The sequence below is a fragment of the Psychrobacter sp. NG254 genome, assembly GCF_015277735.1.
In the GTDB taxonomy this organism is placed as follows: Bacteria; Pseudomonadota; Gammaproteobacteria; order Pseudomonadales; family Moraxellaceae; genus Psychrobacter.
The window spans coordinates 53,869-68,392 of the sequence record NZ_JADHDA010000008.1 but is presented as its reverse complement, the minus strand read 5'-3'; the positions used below and the strand labels follow the sequence as shown (position 1 = coordinate 68,392).

Here is a 14,524-nt window from a genome sequence, read left to right as displayed (position 1 = left end):
CACTGTTCTTTTATCAAAGCAGGGGCGGCATCTCAAAGCAGAGGAGTTCTGTGATGTACACTAGCAACCTAAACAACCTAATCTTAAACAGCGACAGCTATAAAACCTCACATTGGGTGCAATACCCAAGCGGTAGTGAATATCTGTCAAGCTACATCGAAGCGCGTAAAGGCGACTATGATGTGGTGTTTTTTGGCCTTCAAGCCTTTATCAAAGAGTACTTGAGCACGCCTATCACCCATCAAGATATCGATGAGGCCGAGCTGGTCATTCAAGCACACGGCTTGACGTTCAACCGAGCAGGCTGGGAGCATCTGGTCGATAAACATGACGGCTACTTGCCACTACGCATCGAGGCCGTCGCTGAAGGCAGCATCGTACCCGTATCTAATGTGGTCTGTCAGATTACCAATACTGATCCGGAGTTTTATTGGCTGCCAAGCTATATCGAAACGGCGCTACTCCGTGCGATTTGGTATCCATCGACGGTCGCTAGCGTCTCTCGCTACTGCAAAGACATCATCCGTCAGGCGTTAGAAAAATCAGCAGACAACACAGAATCGCTACCTTTTCGCTTGCATGATTTTGGCGCGCGCGGTGCCTCAAGCCAAGAGAGTGTGGCACTCGGTAGTTTGGCACATTTGGTCAACTTTGCTGGTACGGATTCGATGACCGCGCTGGTTGCTGCCAGTCGTTGGTATCAGATGGGTAAAGACATGCCAGCGTTCTCGATTCCAGCAGCTGAGCACAGCACCATGACAGCATGGGGACGTGATGGGGAGACCGCTGCATTTGCCAATATGATTGAACAGTTTGGCGGTAAAGACAAAGCGTTTTCGGTCGTCTCTGACAGCTATGACTTATGGAACGCGATTGATAATATTTGGGGCGATACTCTAAAAGAAGACGTCAAAAATATGGGTGGTACGCTGGTCATTAGGCCAGACAGTGGTGAGCCTACCAAAGTGGTCCGTGAAGCATTAGAGCGTCTAGCGGTGAAATTTGGCACGACTATAAACAGTAAGGGCTATAAAGTACTGCCCGATTACGTGCGTATTATCCAAGGGGATGGTATCAGCGCACAAAGCTTGAGCAATATCATTGATGTGGTCATGAAAGCAGGCTTTAGCGCAGAAAACGTGACATTTGGCATGGGCGGCGGACTGCTACAGCAAGTCAACCGCGACACCATGAGTTGGGCGATGAAGTCGAGCGCTATCTGTATCGATGGTGTATGGAAAGATATCTACAAAGACCCTATCACCAGTCGCTCAAAGCGTTCGAAAAAAGGACGATTGGCACTAGTAAAAGACGATAGCGGCCAACTCAAAACCATCAAGCAGCAAGAGATGAGCGATGTGGCGGACAACCTATTGCGTGATGTCTATATCGATGGCCAACTGTTGATTGACGACAGCCTCACGACTATCAGGGAACGTGCAGGATGGTAGATACCAGCAAACTAACTTCTGTTGCAAGAGATGTCTTACTTGCCCCTGTGTATTTTTATCAGGGCCGTAAGATTAAACGTGATACGGTTCGCCTGCCTGAGCCAAACGGTGAGCGGCACGGAATAGTTGAGTTGCGTTGCTCAAGCAATAGCGTATCGGCTGATCGCAAGCAAACGCTTAACCTAATGGTCGTGGGCGACTCAGCAGCAGCCGGTGTTGGCAGTCAAACGCAGCAAGAAGCGCTGGTCGGCAAGCTCATTCCTATATTGGCAGATAACGAGCATATTCAATCTAACTTTGCTCAGCTGAACTGGTCGCTGCAAGCGACGACTGGCCATACCAGCTTTGATATTTTGCGTCGGCTTTATATTTTACCTGCCCCCGCATATCCTATCGATGTGATGTTACTGAGTGTGGGCGTCAATGACACCACCGCTAATGTCTCTATTTACAAATGGCAACAGCGCATTGAAGACATTATTGCTATTACTCAACGTAAATTTGGCGTACGTGAGCTGATTTTTTTGAGCTTACCGCCGATGGCACAAATGCCTGCCATACCTGCACCACTGAATAGTTTTGTGGGTGCAAAAGCGTCAATACTGGACGGTATATTGCAGCGAGTCTGCTTAGCTCATGACGGGGTGACTTATATGGCAACTGACTTTAGCCGTATGATGGAAGAGCACGCCAATGGATCACCGATTGATATCACGGTCATGTTTGCCAGCGATGGCTTTCATCCTAGCAGTCTGATGTATGGCTACTGGGCGCAGCAGGTAGCAGAGACCACTGTTCAGTTATTGGCACCATAGACTACCTAAATTTTGATGCCACTCATCTCCAAACCGTCATTTTAAAAACAAAAAAACCGCTGAATAATCAGCGGTTTTTTATTGCTTAGCAAAATACATTTACACCATGAGTGTAAATTATTCAGCAGCGTCTGCAGCTTTCTTGCTACGGCCACCAAAAGCGCCAAAGCGTTTGTTGAAGCTTGCAACACGGCCTTCAGTAGAGCTCTTACGTTGCTCGCCTGTGTAGAACGGATGCGACGCACTTGAGATATCAAGTGGGTAGTACGGATATTCTGTACCTTCGTATTCACGAGTCGTTTTGGTTTTAACAGTTGAACGAGTCAAAAAGAACACGTCAGCGTTAGTGTCATGGAACAAAACTTCTTGGTAATTAGGATGGATATCTTTACGCATAATATACTCTCTAGGTCCGATGTATGTACAACGTCTGAATACAGCACCATTGATGATGTATCAAACAAATAACGACATACGTAACTGAGGCACTAAGGACATTACAAGTATGGCAACTGCATCACTGGCTTATTCCAGCACCCAATACCACGCTTCTGCTCGCTTAGCCTTTCCCCAGCGGGAAAATTAAACCGCGATTTTAACGGTTTTTAGCGCTCAACGCAAGCCGTAGTTGTCATACACATGGGTGATAAGTGATCACTAATCAGATGAGTCCATCGAGATAAAACCTAGATGTTAGTACAACTGTTTTTTTATTTATATTGAATAATAAGCAACTTAATTTTAAATAAATTACATGGCTACCAGTTTACTCCTAGCGCTTATCTATCATCTGTTACTCATATATTTGGTCAATGGTCAGGCAGTTATGTTAACTCTACTTACCAATGCTCTAATCGTTGTATTGAATATTTACTGAAATCCATTGAACCTTATAAGAATATATTCATAGTAAAAACGATCATAAAGGCGTTATTAGTCAGCATAAACGGTGAATGAGTACAAAAGAGAACAAAGTGAGTCCAACCGTCCTCTAACGCTAGTATCTTTCAATCAAAGCAAAAAGGCAGCCCTACTATATAGGCTGATTTTTATGTTCTACAAATACTCCTACACTCTAATCTTTATATTCATTATTTAACATAAAAGGTTTTTATATACTTGAAGGCTTCATAATTTGTTGTTATATTCATATATACGGATTTACGAATATATAACGCAAGACTGGGGGAGCAGCAACGTGGATACAGTTCAAGTAGATTTTATAGCGATAGATACCGACTGGGACAAAAAAGTCTCAAACCACCATTTTGATATATATCATTTATCTGGTTGGATTCATGCCTCAGCGACTGTTGATAAAGGCAAACCCCAAGGAGTCATTGCCCATTATAAAAACAAAGAAGTACTGTTACCTATCATCATAAGAGACATCGACTCGGCATGTTGGGACGCTACTTCTACTTATGGTTATGGTGGCCCCTTAATGGATAAAACATTCACGGATGCCGAAATAGATACCGTCCTCGATGAGATTAAAGCCTTTCTTTTTGAAAAAGGCTGCGTGTCTCTGTTTATGAGGCTGCATCCTATCATTAATAAGGAATGGATTCCTACGGTAGGCAAAGCACTGACCCATGGTCTAACCTTGATGTCTGATCTGAGTAAGTCTGAAGAAGAACACTGGAGTGAGACTCAAAATCGACATCGCAGAGGCATCAAAAAAGCGTTAAAGATGGATGTCGTGACAAAAACAGAGTATCTGACCAAACAAAATGCAATGATGTTTTCGAGCATTTATAAAGAGACGATGTTACACGTCAAGGCGAGCGACTATTACTTTTTTGATGATGATTATTTTTTCAACTTGCTTGAGCATCTTCAAGATAAAATACTCCTGATAACGGCTTATCAAGACAATAAAGCAATTGGCTCCTCTATCTATACGATTTGTGAAGAATCCGGCATTATGCAGTTTCACCTTGGCGGTACACTCAACGCCTACACTCACCTGCAACCGTCCAAACTCATCACTCATGTAGCACGAGACTGGGGTCGAGAGAGCGGCTATAAGGTATTACATCTTGGTGGTGGGGTCGGCTCTAATCTAGATTCTTTGTATGAATACAAGAAAGGATTCAGCTCACAAGAATTAATCTTCAAGACTTACAGACTCGTCGTCAATGCAGAAAAATATGCAGAGTTGGTAGCAGATATCTGGTTCACTGACAGTGATTTATGCTCTGATTTTTTTCCTTTGTATAGAAAAGAACCTACGAAAGAAGAAGTACTTGAAGTCGATCAAGCAGAATCCTTGGCAACCATATCGTAGTAGAGATAATGCTTGTACTGTCATGAGTACTCAATAAGACAGCGATCACATTTTAAATCTAAATAAAAAAGCAGCCCCATGATAGGGGCTGCTTTTTTTGTCTCAATATAATGCTATTAGATATTACTTGCTTGGAACAATATGCCAAACACCAAACTTGTCATCGCCGTTTTTGTCACCGACTTTTGTGTCATTGGCATAGAAATATAACGGTTTACCATTCATTGCCCACTGATACTTACCGTCTTCACGCTTGACTGCCGCAAACTGGCCAGATGCTTTTGCATTACTTGGTGCCATAAAGATAGGCCAAGCAACTTGGCAAGCCGCCCCGCAATCTGACTTGTTCATTGAATCTTTATCAAACGTATAAAGCGTCATATGATTGGTCGCATCAACCAACATACCGTTTTTACTAGTGACTGGCGCAGTATTATTGCTGGTCGCTTGGACTTCATGCGTACCGGACATGTCACTACCAACCACATTTTTTAAGGTTGTACAGCCTGTCAGTGTCAATACGCCTGTTAGTGCTGATAACATGATGATATTTTTCATAGTAACTTCCTTGTTATTTTGATGATGACAATAGTAAATTTTATAAGTCGTTTTTGTTCTTTGATTTGGACGCTTTCGCCCGAACTATTTGATCGAACTAATAGCATAAACCAGCTTTGAACCTCACTCGATTGATACAAATATAACATATGCTTTTAAGCTATTTTAATCATCAATATGCAAACTTACAAAAGCGACCAGATTTTACAAAACGATTAAACAACCGGCTTTTTGGCTACAGAAAACCGACCTTATCATGCTTTTCATATTGCTCATTCCTATGCCCTCGCTGATGCTCATCTAGCTATACAACATCTGGAACTTAATACTTCGTTGACAAAACTCATGCATCCCCTTACGTATTTGCCATCATATTATCTGTAGTTATTCGTAAAATAGTCCTATAGAAATGAAGCACGACTACACAATAGATAGATTCATCAAAGATAGCGTGCATATTTGAGCTCATACATGAATGTTGAACTTAGCGACCTTCGCACGCATATCAATAGCTATAAGACATTTAACGACTACACCGAGCATAGCCTGATGCAAATGCTACTAAGGATATAATGACGACAATGACTCAGTCTTCTAATAAAAATCGCGCTCACTTTGACAAACAAGACGCCGCTTTTGATGTTCTGTCTTACGGCGCCAAAAATAGCACCCCTACCAAACGTGTTGGTATTTTGGGTGGCGGTACTGCGGGGGCAACGATTGCTATTCGCCTTGCAGCACTAGGACTTGAAACCCATTTGTTTGAGAAGAAAAAATCCCTTATCGATGGCCCACCCATGTGTCATTTGCATGCTGGTGGTAATTTGTATCGCGAGATACCCGATGAAGATTGCGTGGCCCTGCTCAAACAGTGTATCGATATACTACGCCTCTATCCTTATACCATCGATGTTCGTCCAACCGTATTTGCGGTGCCGACACGCGACGAAGGGTTGCCTGAGGACTTGTTACCGCGTTTGGATATTTTGACAGAGGCTTACCGCGAGCTGATTGAGCAAGATAGTAACAATAAGGTATTGGGCGACCCTGAAGATTACTATCAGCTCTATAGTCATGAGCAATTGATCGAGCTGTCTGAGCGTGAACAAGTTGCCGTGCCAAGTACGGTTGATGAATGGATGATACCAGTTGCTAGATATTTGGACTTAAATAAGGTTAAGTTTCCACTGATTGTCGTACAAGAATATGGCTGGAACATTTTCCGCTTGGCAGCCTCTGCGCAATTGGCGCTAAAAGAGTACGACCATGCACATGTCTTTACCGATACGACTGTACAAAAAGTAGTGCCGGTAGATTGCGAGAACTGTACCAACGCTGACCACCATGTCACCAAATGGCGTATCGACTATCAGCAAGCAAATGCTTCTCAAACTGAGTCTGTCGAAGTAGATTATTTGGTCAATGCTTGTGGTTTTCGTACAGGTGTCATTGATGATATGGTCGGGGTTGAAGTCACGCGTATGGTTGAGTTTAAATCCTCTTATGTTACCCACTGGGGTGATGCGGGTGGACAGATACCAGAGATTATCGTCTATGGTCAACGAGGTACGCCAGAAGGCATGGCACAGCTCACTCCTTATCCTGGCGGCTACTTTCAGATTCATGGCATGAGTAAGGCCATTACCCTCTTTAATGATGGTTTGGTGGCATCTAACACTGATAGCGCACAGCCCAAGCTACCGCAGCAATACGTGCATTATATCGAAGATGGCTGGGACAAAGCACCTCTACAGGCACGTAGCCAGCAAGCGATTGAGTATATTGCTGAGTTCGTACCGACATTTAATAGTGCCCGTACGGTCGGTAATGCGCTATACGGTGGGCAGCAGATTCCTGGACAGGATGATACGTTGCGAGTCGCTGATGTGAGTTTGTATTCAAATATACGCTACGCTCGTGCAGAGAACGTCAAAGCATCCTCAACCTTAATCGCGGCGGATCAAATCGTCAACGAGCTAACGGAGCTGGGCTTAATAAGCAACGACACACCGATGAATCATAGTCGTTATGCACATGAGTGGTCATATCTCGCACACAATGATAGCTTAGCGGTTGATAAAGTTGCACGTATACTCGCTGAACAGCGTGGATTTCCCATAGCGATGGCGGATGTCAATCACAGCATTTGTGGAGCGGTGTTGGACGATTTATCACCTGCTGATGTATAGCCGTTATTATGTATTGCTAAGGTTTTTTGAGATTGTGATAGCGACAGAAAAATAGCCGTAAAAAAGGAGCAGACGACCATGATTTGGTTATCTGCTCCTTTTCTTTTAATAGCGCTCGATAGTATCGTACTCACTATCACCGCTGTAGATGAACCGTTTTGATATGGCCTAGCTATTACTACCAGCCATTTTTTTTGTATCTATAGCATCATCGATGGTCACTACTGTTTGTAGGATATCGATCGCCGCGCCAATCGTGTTACAAACCACCAAGCGATCAAGGTCTTGCTGCTTCATAAAACCTTGCTCGGTGGTATATTTTAGATGCTCGATCAGTTTGTCATAAAACCCATTAATATTGAGAATAATCATGGGTTTTTCGTGCTGATACAGCTGACGCCACGTGGCGATTTCCATGATTTCTTCTAACGTACCTAAGCCACCCGGCAAGGTAATAAACGCATCGGCATATTCTGCCATGACTGTTTTACGCGTGTGCATGGTGTCTGTTAGGTGTAAACGTGTCAAATCTTTATGTGCGATTTCGTGTTTTAGCATAAAGGTCGGAATCACCCCAACCGCTTGTGCGCCGCCATCAATCACCCCATCTGCCACTGCGCCCATCAGGCCAATACTAGCGCCGCCATAAACCAAACCCATGCCACTGTTAGCCAATGCTTGACCCAAGTCACGCGCGGCTTTTTCGTAAACATCACTATTGCCCAAACGCGAGCCACAATATACCGCAACCAAAGGCATGGTCAGCATTGACTTGTCTACCGCTTTTTCAATATTGCTAATATCTTGGCTAGTAATGACTTCATAAGTGTCGTTATCGATTTTCATTTGCATATAGTTTCCTTAATTTTTATATCAGGTGATATTGAGTGCTTGTTATTAGTGAGGGTCATATACCGACCCCTTAATTGATATTGTCATGCACATGATTTAAGAGAGGGCACTCAGTCAAGTGTTACAAAACTTGGAAGTCATATTTGAGCGCCTGTCTCGCCAGCATTTATCTTAACATAAGCAATGCTACCACATAGTCACAACGATTTATCACTATGCAAAGACTACATCTCCAAGATAGTTATTTATGGCTCATCGCAGTTCGATAATCCTTATCTACTCATAAAAAATCTAAGGTATCACAATGGATAATAACAGCGCCTCTTTGACTACAGAGCATTTAGATACTATGACTGACAGCCATCTGACTGATCAAAATAATACTGATGCTGCTACCAGCGTCGACACTTACTCACTAACCATCATGACCGACCGCAATCAAACGTTGGCAGCCACTGTATATCGTCCAAGCGATGCGGTAAAGACAGCGATTATGATAGCTCCAGCCACAGGCATTAAACGCCAGTTTTATCATAATTTTGCGACTTACTTGGCAGAGCACGGCTTTGGCGTGCTGACCTTTGATAACGAAGGTATCGGTGAATCGCTAACCACTGACTTGGCCAAATGTGATGCATCGCTGATTAGCTGGGGACGTCATGACATGCCAGCCGTATTAGACGCTTTGCAAGATGAGTTTGCAGATGCCGCTTATCATCTTATCGGTCATAGTGCGGGTGGTCAATTGATTGGTCTCATGCCCAATTATAATATGCTTGCCTCAGTATTTAACGTGGCCTGCTCATCAGGGCGCATCAAAAACATGGCCATGCCGTATCGAGCCAAAGCCATGTTTTTTATGGATGCGCTGATTCCTATTGCCAATTTAGCGCTGGGCTACACGCCTTCGGACAAAATGGGGATGGGTGAGCCATTGCCACGCGGTGTGGCTCGTCAGTGGCGTGAATGGTGCAATGGCGCAGGCTATATCAAAACCGCCTTTGGCAAAAGCATACACACGCACTTCTATGATGAAATCAGCATGCCATCATTATGGCTGGGCTTTAGTGATGACGACATTGCCAACAGTGAAAACATGGACGATATGATACGGGTATTTACGAGAATGCCCATAGAAAAACGCTTTTTAGATCCCAAAGATTTTGGGGTTAGTAGCATTGGTCATATGCGTTATTTTAGTAGTAAGACCAATGCACAAGCGCCTGCACTGTGGCAGATGGCAGTTGATTGGTTGCTCAAAGGTGAATAGGATAGTAAAAGCTTAGAAATTGTGAATGAGTTTTTATTACTCAGCATTTTTGATTTTTTCTGCCTTAATACGCTTGGTCAAAGCAGAATGTAGTGACGGCTGCATATTATGAATATTGCCTATCATCCATTTCACATAGCTAATGGGCACATCTTTGATCGGCTTGCCTTTATGTTTGCCAAAGGGCATTTTACTGACCGGAGTCGCTTTATTGGAGATGGCATGTGCTGCCGCAAAGTCCGTCGGCGCAATCTCTAGACGCGTACAACATGCCTGATAGAGCAGATAGCACATCCGTGCATCCCCTAGTGCGTCATGAGCAGCCATCGTCATTATACTCGCCTCGCCCTTACCCAGTAACTGCTCGATACACTTAGACTGACCATAAGCGCTCCATTCTGGAAAGGCGGCGCGCGCGAGTCTCACGGTACAAATCAGACTGGCTGACGGCCTACCAATCACGCGCCAGTCAAAGCGTACATTATGTCCAATCAAGTACGCTGGCAGCTCAAACTTATCTAAATCAAAACGCTCAAGACCAGCCACATCTGCATCAGTAATGCCATGCACTTTTATAACAATGGGCGATATCGAGCGACCGCTGTTAAAGTATTTCATCCACTCAAATCCAGTTGCCACATTGATAGTAGCAACTTGGATAGGTCTGGGATCACGGCCATGATCTGTTTCAGTATCGATAATAAGTGCCGTTTCAGCCGTAGTAGTAACGTCAGTATTGTTCAGAGTATCATTCATAAAGTATTAGCCATCAATAGCAGCTCTTGTTGCTCAACAGAAGCGTTAAGTAAGTAAGATTATATTGTCGCACCCCTATCTAACCGCAACTGTATTTATGGGGATAAAAACCATAGATAACAATGCGATACATACCTTTGCATATAGGGCTTTTATAATAGGGGCTCAGACAATGTCAAACAGATAAGAGACATCAATGCTAGCAGATGGCAAAAACCAACAACCCACGCCTTCTTTGTTCAGTCGTATATTAAGCGTACTGATTAAGGCCGTTATATTGCTGGGAATATTATTTGTGTTTGATAAGCTGCTACCCAGTATCAGCCAACAAACCCAATCGTTTGTGGTTGCCAAGTGGCAGCAGCTAAGTCTATTGCAGCAAGAACTACCGACAGAAAACAGCCTACCCAGTCCGCTACCAGAGCAAAATCTGACCGATACGTGGGGCGTGGCACGCAGCCAAGGGCGCTCGCATGAGGGCATTGATATTTTTGCAGCCCGGGGCACACCGATACAGTCGACGACACAAGGAATCGTGAGAAAAGTCGGTGAGAATACATTAGGCGGACGTGTGGTAGTGGTGGTTGGACCTGGCGGCGCAGGACACTACTATGCACATCTAGAGGATTATGCGGATATCGCGCCCAATGACTGGGTTAATGCTGGCGATGTGATCGGTTATGTGGGTGATAGCGGTAACGCGAAAGGCACACCGCCACATGTCCATTACGGCATTTATATTAATGGCAGCGCGGTCAATCCTTACCCGCTTTTGCAAAAAGACTAGAGTATGCTACAGAGGCAGGTAGTGACTCTACACTTACCTAGGACGAGAAAAATACTAATTTGCTACGGCTGATCGTACATAAGCGTCTGGAAATACCACGCTAAACGTCGACCCTGTTCCTTCTATTGAGTCAATCTGCAAGTGCGCCTCATGTTGATGCAGGACGTGCTTCACGATAGCCAGCCCCAGCCCTGTACCACCTGTGGCACGGCTGCGGCCTTTATCGATACGGTAGAAGCGCTCTGTCAAACGGGCAATATGCTCTGGTGCAATACCCAGTCCATCATCTTCGACTGCGAATCGGCACCCATCCGATGTCCGCGTCCAACTGATGGTGATATTGCCACCTTTTGGCGTATATTTAATCGCATTAATGACCAGATTAGACAAGGCACTGTTCAAGTACATCTCTGATCCATATAGGCCGTCATAGGTATCTATTTGCAAATGAATAGTGTGCTTGTATGCTTGGTTATAAGCCTGCGCATCATCATAGATATTGGTCAGCAGCTTGGTCATATCTATATGGTTAAATTCATGCGTCTCTTCGATCTCGATTTTAGACAAGAGTAGCAAGTCATTGACGATTCGGTTCATGCGAGCAGTTTGCTGAGTCATTAGCTCAAAACCGCGACGCCAATGGGGCGGCATATCCGGCTGATCAGTGAAGTTTTCTAAATAGCCCGTCATCACTGTCAATGGCGTACGTAGTTCATGCGAGACATTCGCCACAAAATCTTGGCGCATTTGCTCTAAATGCTGCAAGCGAGTCACGTCATAAATAAACAATAGCTTCTCGTCACCGAAAGGTGTGAGCTCACACTTTAGATAGCGACTGGGATCACGCCATGACTCTATATGGATGCCATCGTTAGGTAGGGTTGTATCCTCATAATACTGACGAAACGCAGGCACCGTAATAAAATTAAAAATACTCTGGCCTTTGTCCTCTGGCTGTAACGACAGCAAACTCTGCGCCGCTTGATTCCACCACTCTAGACCATCATCCTCATTGAGCAAAATCACCGCATCTCGTAGTGCTAACAGTGCGCTTCTGATTTTTTGTAATTGCGCTGCTGCATCTTGGTTAGCGATTGGTACTACGCTCTCTTGCTTGTTTTTTGCTGGCGCACTCTTTTCCATGTCTCATCCTTACCACTATCCGCTATCTAGTATGACGGCGGCATGTTTTATCCAAGAGTCACTATAGTCATTCCACTATAAAATTATTACTGCGTTAACCTCGCTTGAAGTATTTAGGGTCTGTTTGATATTCAAATGTGGTGCTGGCAGTCACTATTTTTAAATTGAATCGACTATATACGGGATTAACTTGGCTCAATAATACTAGAGAATCGATAGCCTGTACCGCGTACCGTTTGTATCAATGTATCGCAGTCATAAGGGCGCAGTAATTTACGTAGACGTTTGATATGCACATCTATGGTTCGATCTTCGATATAGACGTTGCCGCCCCACACCTGATCAAGGAGCTGTGTTCGTGTATAGGCGCGCTCTGGATGACTCATAAAAAATGCCAACAAACGATATTCTGTTGGACCCACATCCACGATTTGACCAGCAGCTGTGACGCGCTGACTTTTGGTATCGAGACTCAGCTTTCCGATTTCTATTGGTTTATCACTACTGAGCGCACTACTGCGACGCAGCACTGCCTTTATTCTTGAAATCAACTCACGTGTCGAGAATGGCTTGGTCATATAGTCATCTGCACCCGCATCAAGGCCATGCACTTTGCTGTCTTCTTCGCTTTTTGCCGTCAACATAATGACCGGAATCTCAGAGAGCAATTCATCGTTTTTGAGCATACGACAAAAATCAACGCCGCTCTTATCTCCAGGTAACATCCAATCAAGCAAAATCAGTGATGGTCTGTGATCGACCACTTGCTGATGTGCCTCTGACACGTCAGCGGCTTGCAAGCTCTCAAACCCCGCCATTTCTAGCGTCATTACGACCATTTCCCGAATCGCTGGCTCATCTTCAACAATCAAAATTTGCTCATTATACATACGATATTCTCAGTGTTAGAGGGCACAATCTATTATGTAAAAGGTGATAGTCACTCACCAGTCTCTATCTATTAAACGGATTAATTATGACAGCTTCATGACACTTAACACTTAGACATCGAGTAAAAAGTTTAGTGGTCCATCATTAACGCTCGACACTTGCATATCAGCACCAAACTGACCTGTCGCCACATTTGGATGCTGAGTCTTGGCGTAAGCGACTAATTGTGCAAATAGCGCTTGAGCCGTATCAGGTGCCATTGCCGCGCCAAAGTCAGGACGACGGCCTTTGTCCGTCCTTGCCATCAACGTAAATTGCGAGACCAAAAGAAGGCCACCGCCGACCTGCTGGACGTTTTTGTCCAGTTTACCAAATTTAGCAGGATCCTCTTCATTTTCAAAGATACGATAGGTCAAAATCTTATCAATCATACGCTGAGCAGTGGCAAAATCATCTTCATGACCCAAGCCAATATACGCCAATATGCCATGCTCAATCTCACCAATACACTGTTCATCGACAGTGACACTAGCACGGCTCACTCTTTGTATAAGTGCTTTCATTTACTCATTCCTTAACAGATTATGGTCAGACAATAATATGCTGTCCATGATAAAATACTGACATTCACTTGCCTGTTTATTATTACACCACATCCTATTTTGGTAGCTCTATTATGAATGTATTTACCACCTTACAACAGCTGGTGCCGCAGCAAAAGCTGAGTAAAGTCGCTGGACGTCTAGCTGCTAGCCGCCACCCTTATGTCAAGCGTACCTTTATCCGTGGCTTTGCCAAAGCCTATAATATCAGCTTGGACGAGTACGAGCGCCAAAGTCTAAATGCCTATGAGAGCTTCAATGACTTTTTTACCCGTGAATTAAGAGACGATGCGCGCACCATCGATGCCACTGCAAATGGCATTGTCAGTCCTGCTGACGGTATCATCTCTCAGCTTGGACAGATCGAAGATCACAAACTGCTACAGGCCAAAGGTCGTCATTATGATGTCGGCCAACTGCTTGCTGATAGCGAAGATGGCCATTATTTTGCTGATGGTAGCTTTGCGACTATCTACTTAGCACCTAGCAATTACCACCGTGTTCATATGCCGTTTTCTGGTACGTTGACCAAGACCCGCTACGTACCTGGCACGCTATTTTCGGTCAATAATACTACTGCGGCTAACGTGCCGGATTTGTTTGCGCGTAATGAGCGTCTGGTCTGTATGTTTGATACCAAATATGGCAGAGCTGCTGTGGTGATGGTTGGTGCGATGATCGTCGCTGGTATCGAAACGGTCGCAACTGGCAAAATTACTCGTACTGACGATATTCAGGAAGCCGATCATGACATGCAGTTTGCCGCAGGTGATGAGCTTGGACGCTTCTATCTAGGCTCAACTGCTATCGTGGTTTTGCCAAAAGCAGCAAAATCAGACTGGCTAGACAGCATGCAAGCCGATAGCATCGTACAAATGGGACAGTTACTCGGCACAGCCAACGCGTAATGCGCTGACAGT

14 protein-coding genes are annotated in these 14,524 nt (G+C 44.5%); 7 read left to right on the top strand and 7 right to left on the bottom strand.

Going from position 1 to position 14,524, the window contains the following annotated elements:
* The first annotated feature begins 53 nt into the window (after positions 1 to 53).
* Entirely contained in the window at positions 54 to 1,451 is a 1,398-nt protein-coding gene (locus tag IP510_RS13085) for a nicotinate phosphoribosyltransferase (protein WP_194365266.1), read from the top strand.
* Positions 1,445 to 2,266 (top strand): SGNH/GDSL hydrolase family protein, encoded by an 822-nt coding sequence (locus IP510_RS13080; protein WP_194365265.1) that lies wholly within the window; start codon positions 1,445 to 1,447, stop codon positions 2,264 to 2,266. Before IP510_RS13085 ends, IP510_RS13080 begins: the two co-directional genes overlap by 7 nt.
* A 117-nt stretch (positions 2,267 to 2,383) precedes the next feature.
* On the opposite strand, the gene IP510_RS13075 is transcribed toward IP510_RS13080, so the two are convergent.
* Positions 2,384 to 2,662, bottom strand: a complete 279-nt coding sequence (locus IP510_RS13075; protein ID WP_194365264.1) for a type B 50S ribosomal protein L31 — start codon at positions 2,660 to 2,662, stop codon at positions 2,384 to 2,386.
* A gap of 802 nt (positions 2,663 to 3,464) precedes the next feature.
* Between IP510_RS13075 and IP510_RS13930 the strand changes: the two genes are divergently transcribed.
* Positions 3,465 to 4,556, top strand: coding sequence for a GNAT family N-acetyltransferase (locus IP510_RS13930; protein WP_194365263.1), 1,092 nt, complete (start codon positions 3,465 to 3,467; stop codon positions 4,554 to 4,556).
* Positions 4,557 to 4,679: 123 nt separating this feature from the next.
* Here IP510_RS13930 and IP510_RS13065 read toward each other — a convergent pair whose 3' ends face one another.
* A complete protein-coding gene (locus tag IP510_RS13065; protein ID WP_194365262.1) occupies positions 4,680 to 5,114 on the bottom strand; it encodes a hypothetical protein in 435 nt (144 codons plus the stop codon).
* A 581-nt stretch (positions 5,115 to 5,695) separates the two neighbouring features.
* Here IP510_RS13065 and IP510_RS13060 point away from each other — a divergent pair.
* A complete protein-coding gene (locus IP510_RS13060) occupies positions 5,696 to 7,303 on the top strand; it encodes an FAD-dependent oxidoreductase (protein ID WP_194365261.1) in 1,608 nt (535 codons plus the stop codon).
* A 168-nt stretch (positions 7,304 to 7,471) separates the two neighbouring features.
* Here IP510_RS13060 and IP510_RS13055 read toward each other — a convergent pair whose 3' ends face one another.
* Positions 7,472 to 8,155: a TIGR00730 family Rossman fold protein gene (locus IP510_RS13055; RefSeq protein ID WP_194365260.1), complete on the bottom strand. Its 684-nt coding sequence runs from the start codon at positions 8,153 to 8,155 to the stop codon at positions 7,472 to 7,474.
* 304 nt (positions 8,156 to 8,459) lie between these two features.
* Between IP510_RS13055 and IP510_RS13050 the strand changes: the two genes are divergently transcribed.
* Entirely contained in the window at positions 8,460 to 9,425 is a 966-nt protein-coding gene (locus tag IP510_RS13050) for an alpha/beta fold hydrolase (RefSeq protein WP_265087599.1), read from the top strand.
* Between the two features lie 36 nt (positions 9,426 to 9,461).
* Here IP510_RS13050 and IP510_RS13045 read toward each other — a convergent pair whose 3' ends face one another.
* Positions 9,462 to 10,181 (bottom strand): putative quorum-sensing-regulated virulence factor, encoded by a 720-nt coding sequence (locus IP510_RS13045; protein ID WP_194365259.1) that lies wholly within the window; start codon positions 10,179 to 10,181, stop codon positions 9,462 to 9,464.
* A gap of 196 nt (positions 10,182 to 10,377) precedes the next feature.
* On the opposite strand from IP510_RS13045, the gene IP510_RS13040 reads away from it, so the two are divergent.
* Positions 10,378 to 10,968, top strand: coding sequence for a M23 family metallopeptidase (locus IP510_RS13040; RefSeq protein WP_194365258.1), 591 nt, complete (start codon positions 10,378 to 10,380; stop codon positions 10,966 to 10,968).
* Between the two features lie 54 nt (positions 10,969 to 11,022).
* Here the strand turns inward: IP510_RS13040 and phoR are convergent, their stop codons facing one another.
* The 3 genes from phoR to dtd form a co-directional block, all read right to left on the bottom strand.
* Positions 11,023 to 12,111 carry a phosphate regulon sensor histidine kinase PhoR gene (phoR, locus tag IP510_RS13035; RefSeq protein WP_194365257.1) on the bottom strand — a complete coding sequence of 363 codons (1,089 nt, stop codon included), beginning with the start codon at positions 12,109 to 12,111 and terminating at the stop codon, positions 11,023 to 11,025.
* Between the two features lie 185 nt (positions 12,112 to 12,296).
* Positions 12,297 to 13,001, bottom strand: coding sequence for a phosphate regulon transcriptional regulator PhoB (phoB, locus tag IP510_RS13030; protein WP_194365256.1), 705 nt, complete (start codon positions 12,999 to 13,001; stop codon positions 12,297 to 12,299).
* A 111-nt stretch (positions 13,002 to 13,112) separates the two neighbouring features.
* Positions 13,113 to 13,565, bottom strand: coding sequence for a D-aminoacyl-tRNA deacylase (gene dtd, locus IP510_RS13025; RefSeq protein WP_194365255.1), 453 nt, complete (start codon positions 13,563 to 13,565; stop codon positions 13,113 to 13,115).
* A 113-nt stretch (positions 13,566 to 13,678) separates the two neighbouring features.
* Here dtd and asd point away from each other — a divergent pair, with 113 nt between their 5' ends.
* Positions 13,679 to 14,512, top strand: coding sequence for an archaetidylserine decarboxylase (gene asd / locus IP510_RS13020; protein WP_194365254.1), 834 nt, complete (start codon positions 13,679 to 13,681; stop codon positions 14,510 to 14,512).
* Positions 14,513 to 14,524 lie beyond the last annotated feature (12 nt).

Coding starts and splice junctions, on each gene's coding strand:
- IP510_RS13085 (WP_194365266.1), top strand. CDS start 54: ATGTACACTAGCAACCTAAACAACCTAATCTTAAACAGCGACAGCTAT.
- IP510_RS13080 (WP_194365265.1), top strand. CDS start 1,445: ATGGTAGATACCAGCAAACTAACTTCTGTTGCAAGAGATGTCTTACTT.
- IP510_RS13075 (WP_194365264.1), bottom strand. CDS start 2,662: ATGCGTAAAGATATCCATCCTAATTACCAAGAAGTTTTGTTCCATGAC.
- IP510_RS13065 (WP_194365262.1), bottom strand. CDS start 5,114: ATGAAAAATATCATCATGTTATCAGCACTAACAGGCGTATTGACACTG.
- IP510_RS13060 (WP_194365261.1), top strand. CDS start 5,696: ATGACTCAGTCTTCTAATAAAAATCGCGCTCACTTTGACAAACAAGAC.
- IP510_RS13055 (WP_194365260.1), bottom strand. CDS start 8,155: ATGCAAATGAAAATCGATAACGACACTTATGAAGTCATTACTAGCCAA.
- IP510_RS13050 (WP_265087599.1), top strand. CDS start 8,460: ATGGATAATAACAGCGCCTCTTTGACTACAGAGCATTTAGATACTATG.
- IP510_RS13045 (WP_194365259.1), bottom strand. CDS start 10,181: ATGAATGATACTCTGAACAATACTGACGTTACTACTACGGCTGAAACG.
- IP510_RS13040 (WP_194365258.1), top strand. CDS start 10,378: ATGCTAGCAGATGGCAAAAACCAACAACCCACGCCTTCTTTGTTCAGT.
- phoR (WP_194365257.1), bottom strand. CDS start 12,111: ATGGAAAAGAGTGCGCCAGCAAAAAACAAGCAAGAGAGCGTAGTACCA.
- phoB (WP_194365256.1), bottom strand. CDS start 13,001: ATGTATAATGAGCAAATTTTGATTGTTGAAGATGAGCCAGCGATTCGG.
- dtd (WP_194365255.1), bottom strand. CDS start 13,565: ATGAAAGCACTTATACAAAGAGTGAGCCGTGCTAGTGTCACTGTCGAT.
- asd (WP_194365254.1), top strand. CDS start 13,679: ATGAATGTATTTACCACCTTACAACAGCTGGTGCCGCAGCAAAAGCTG.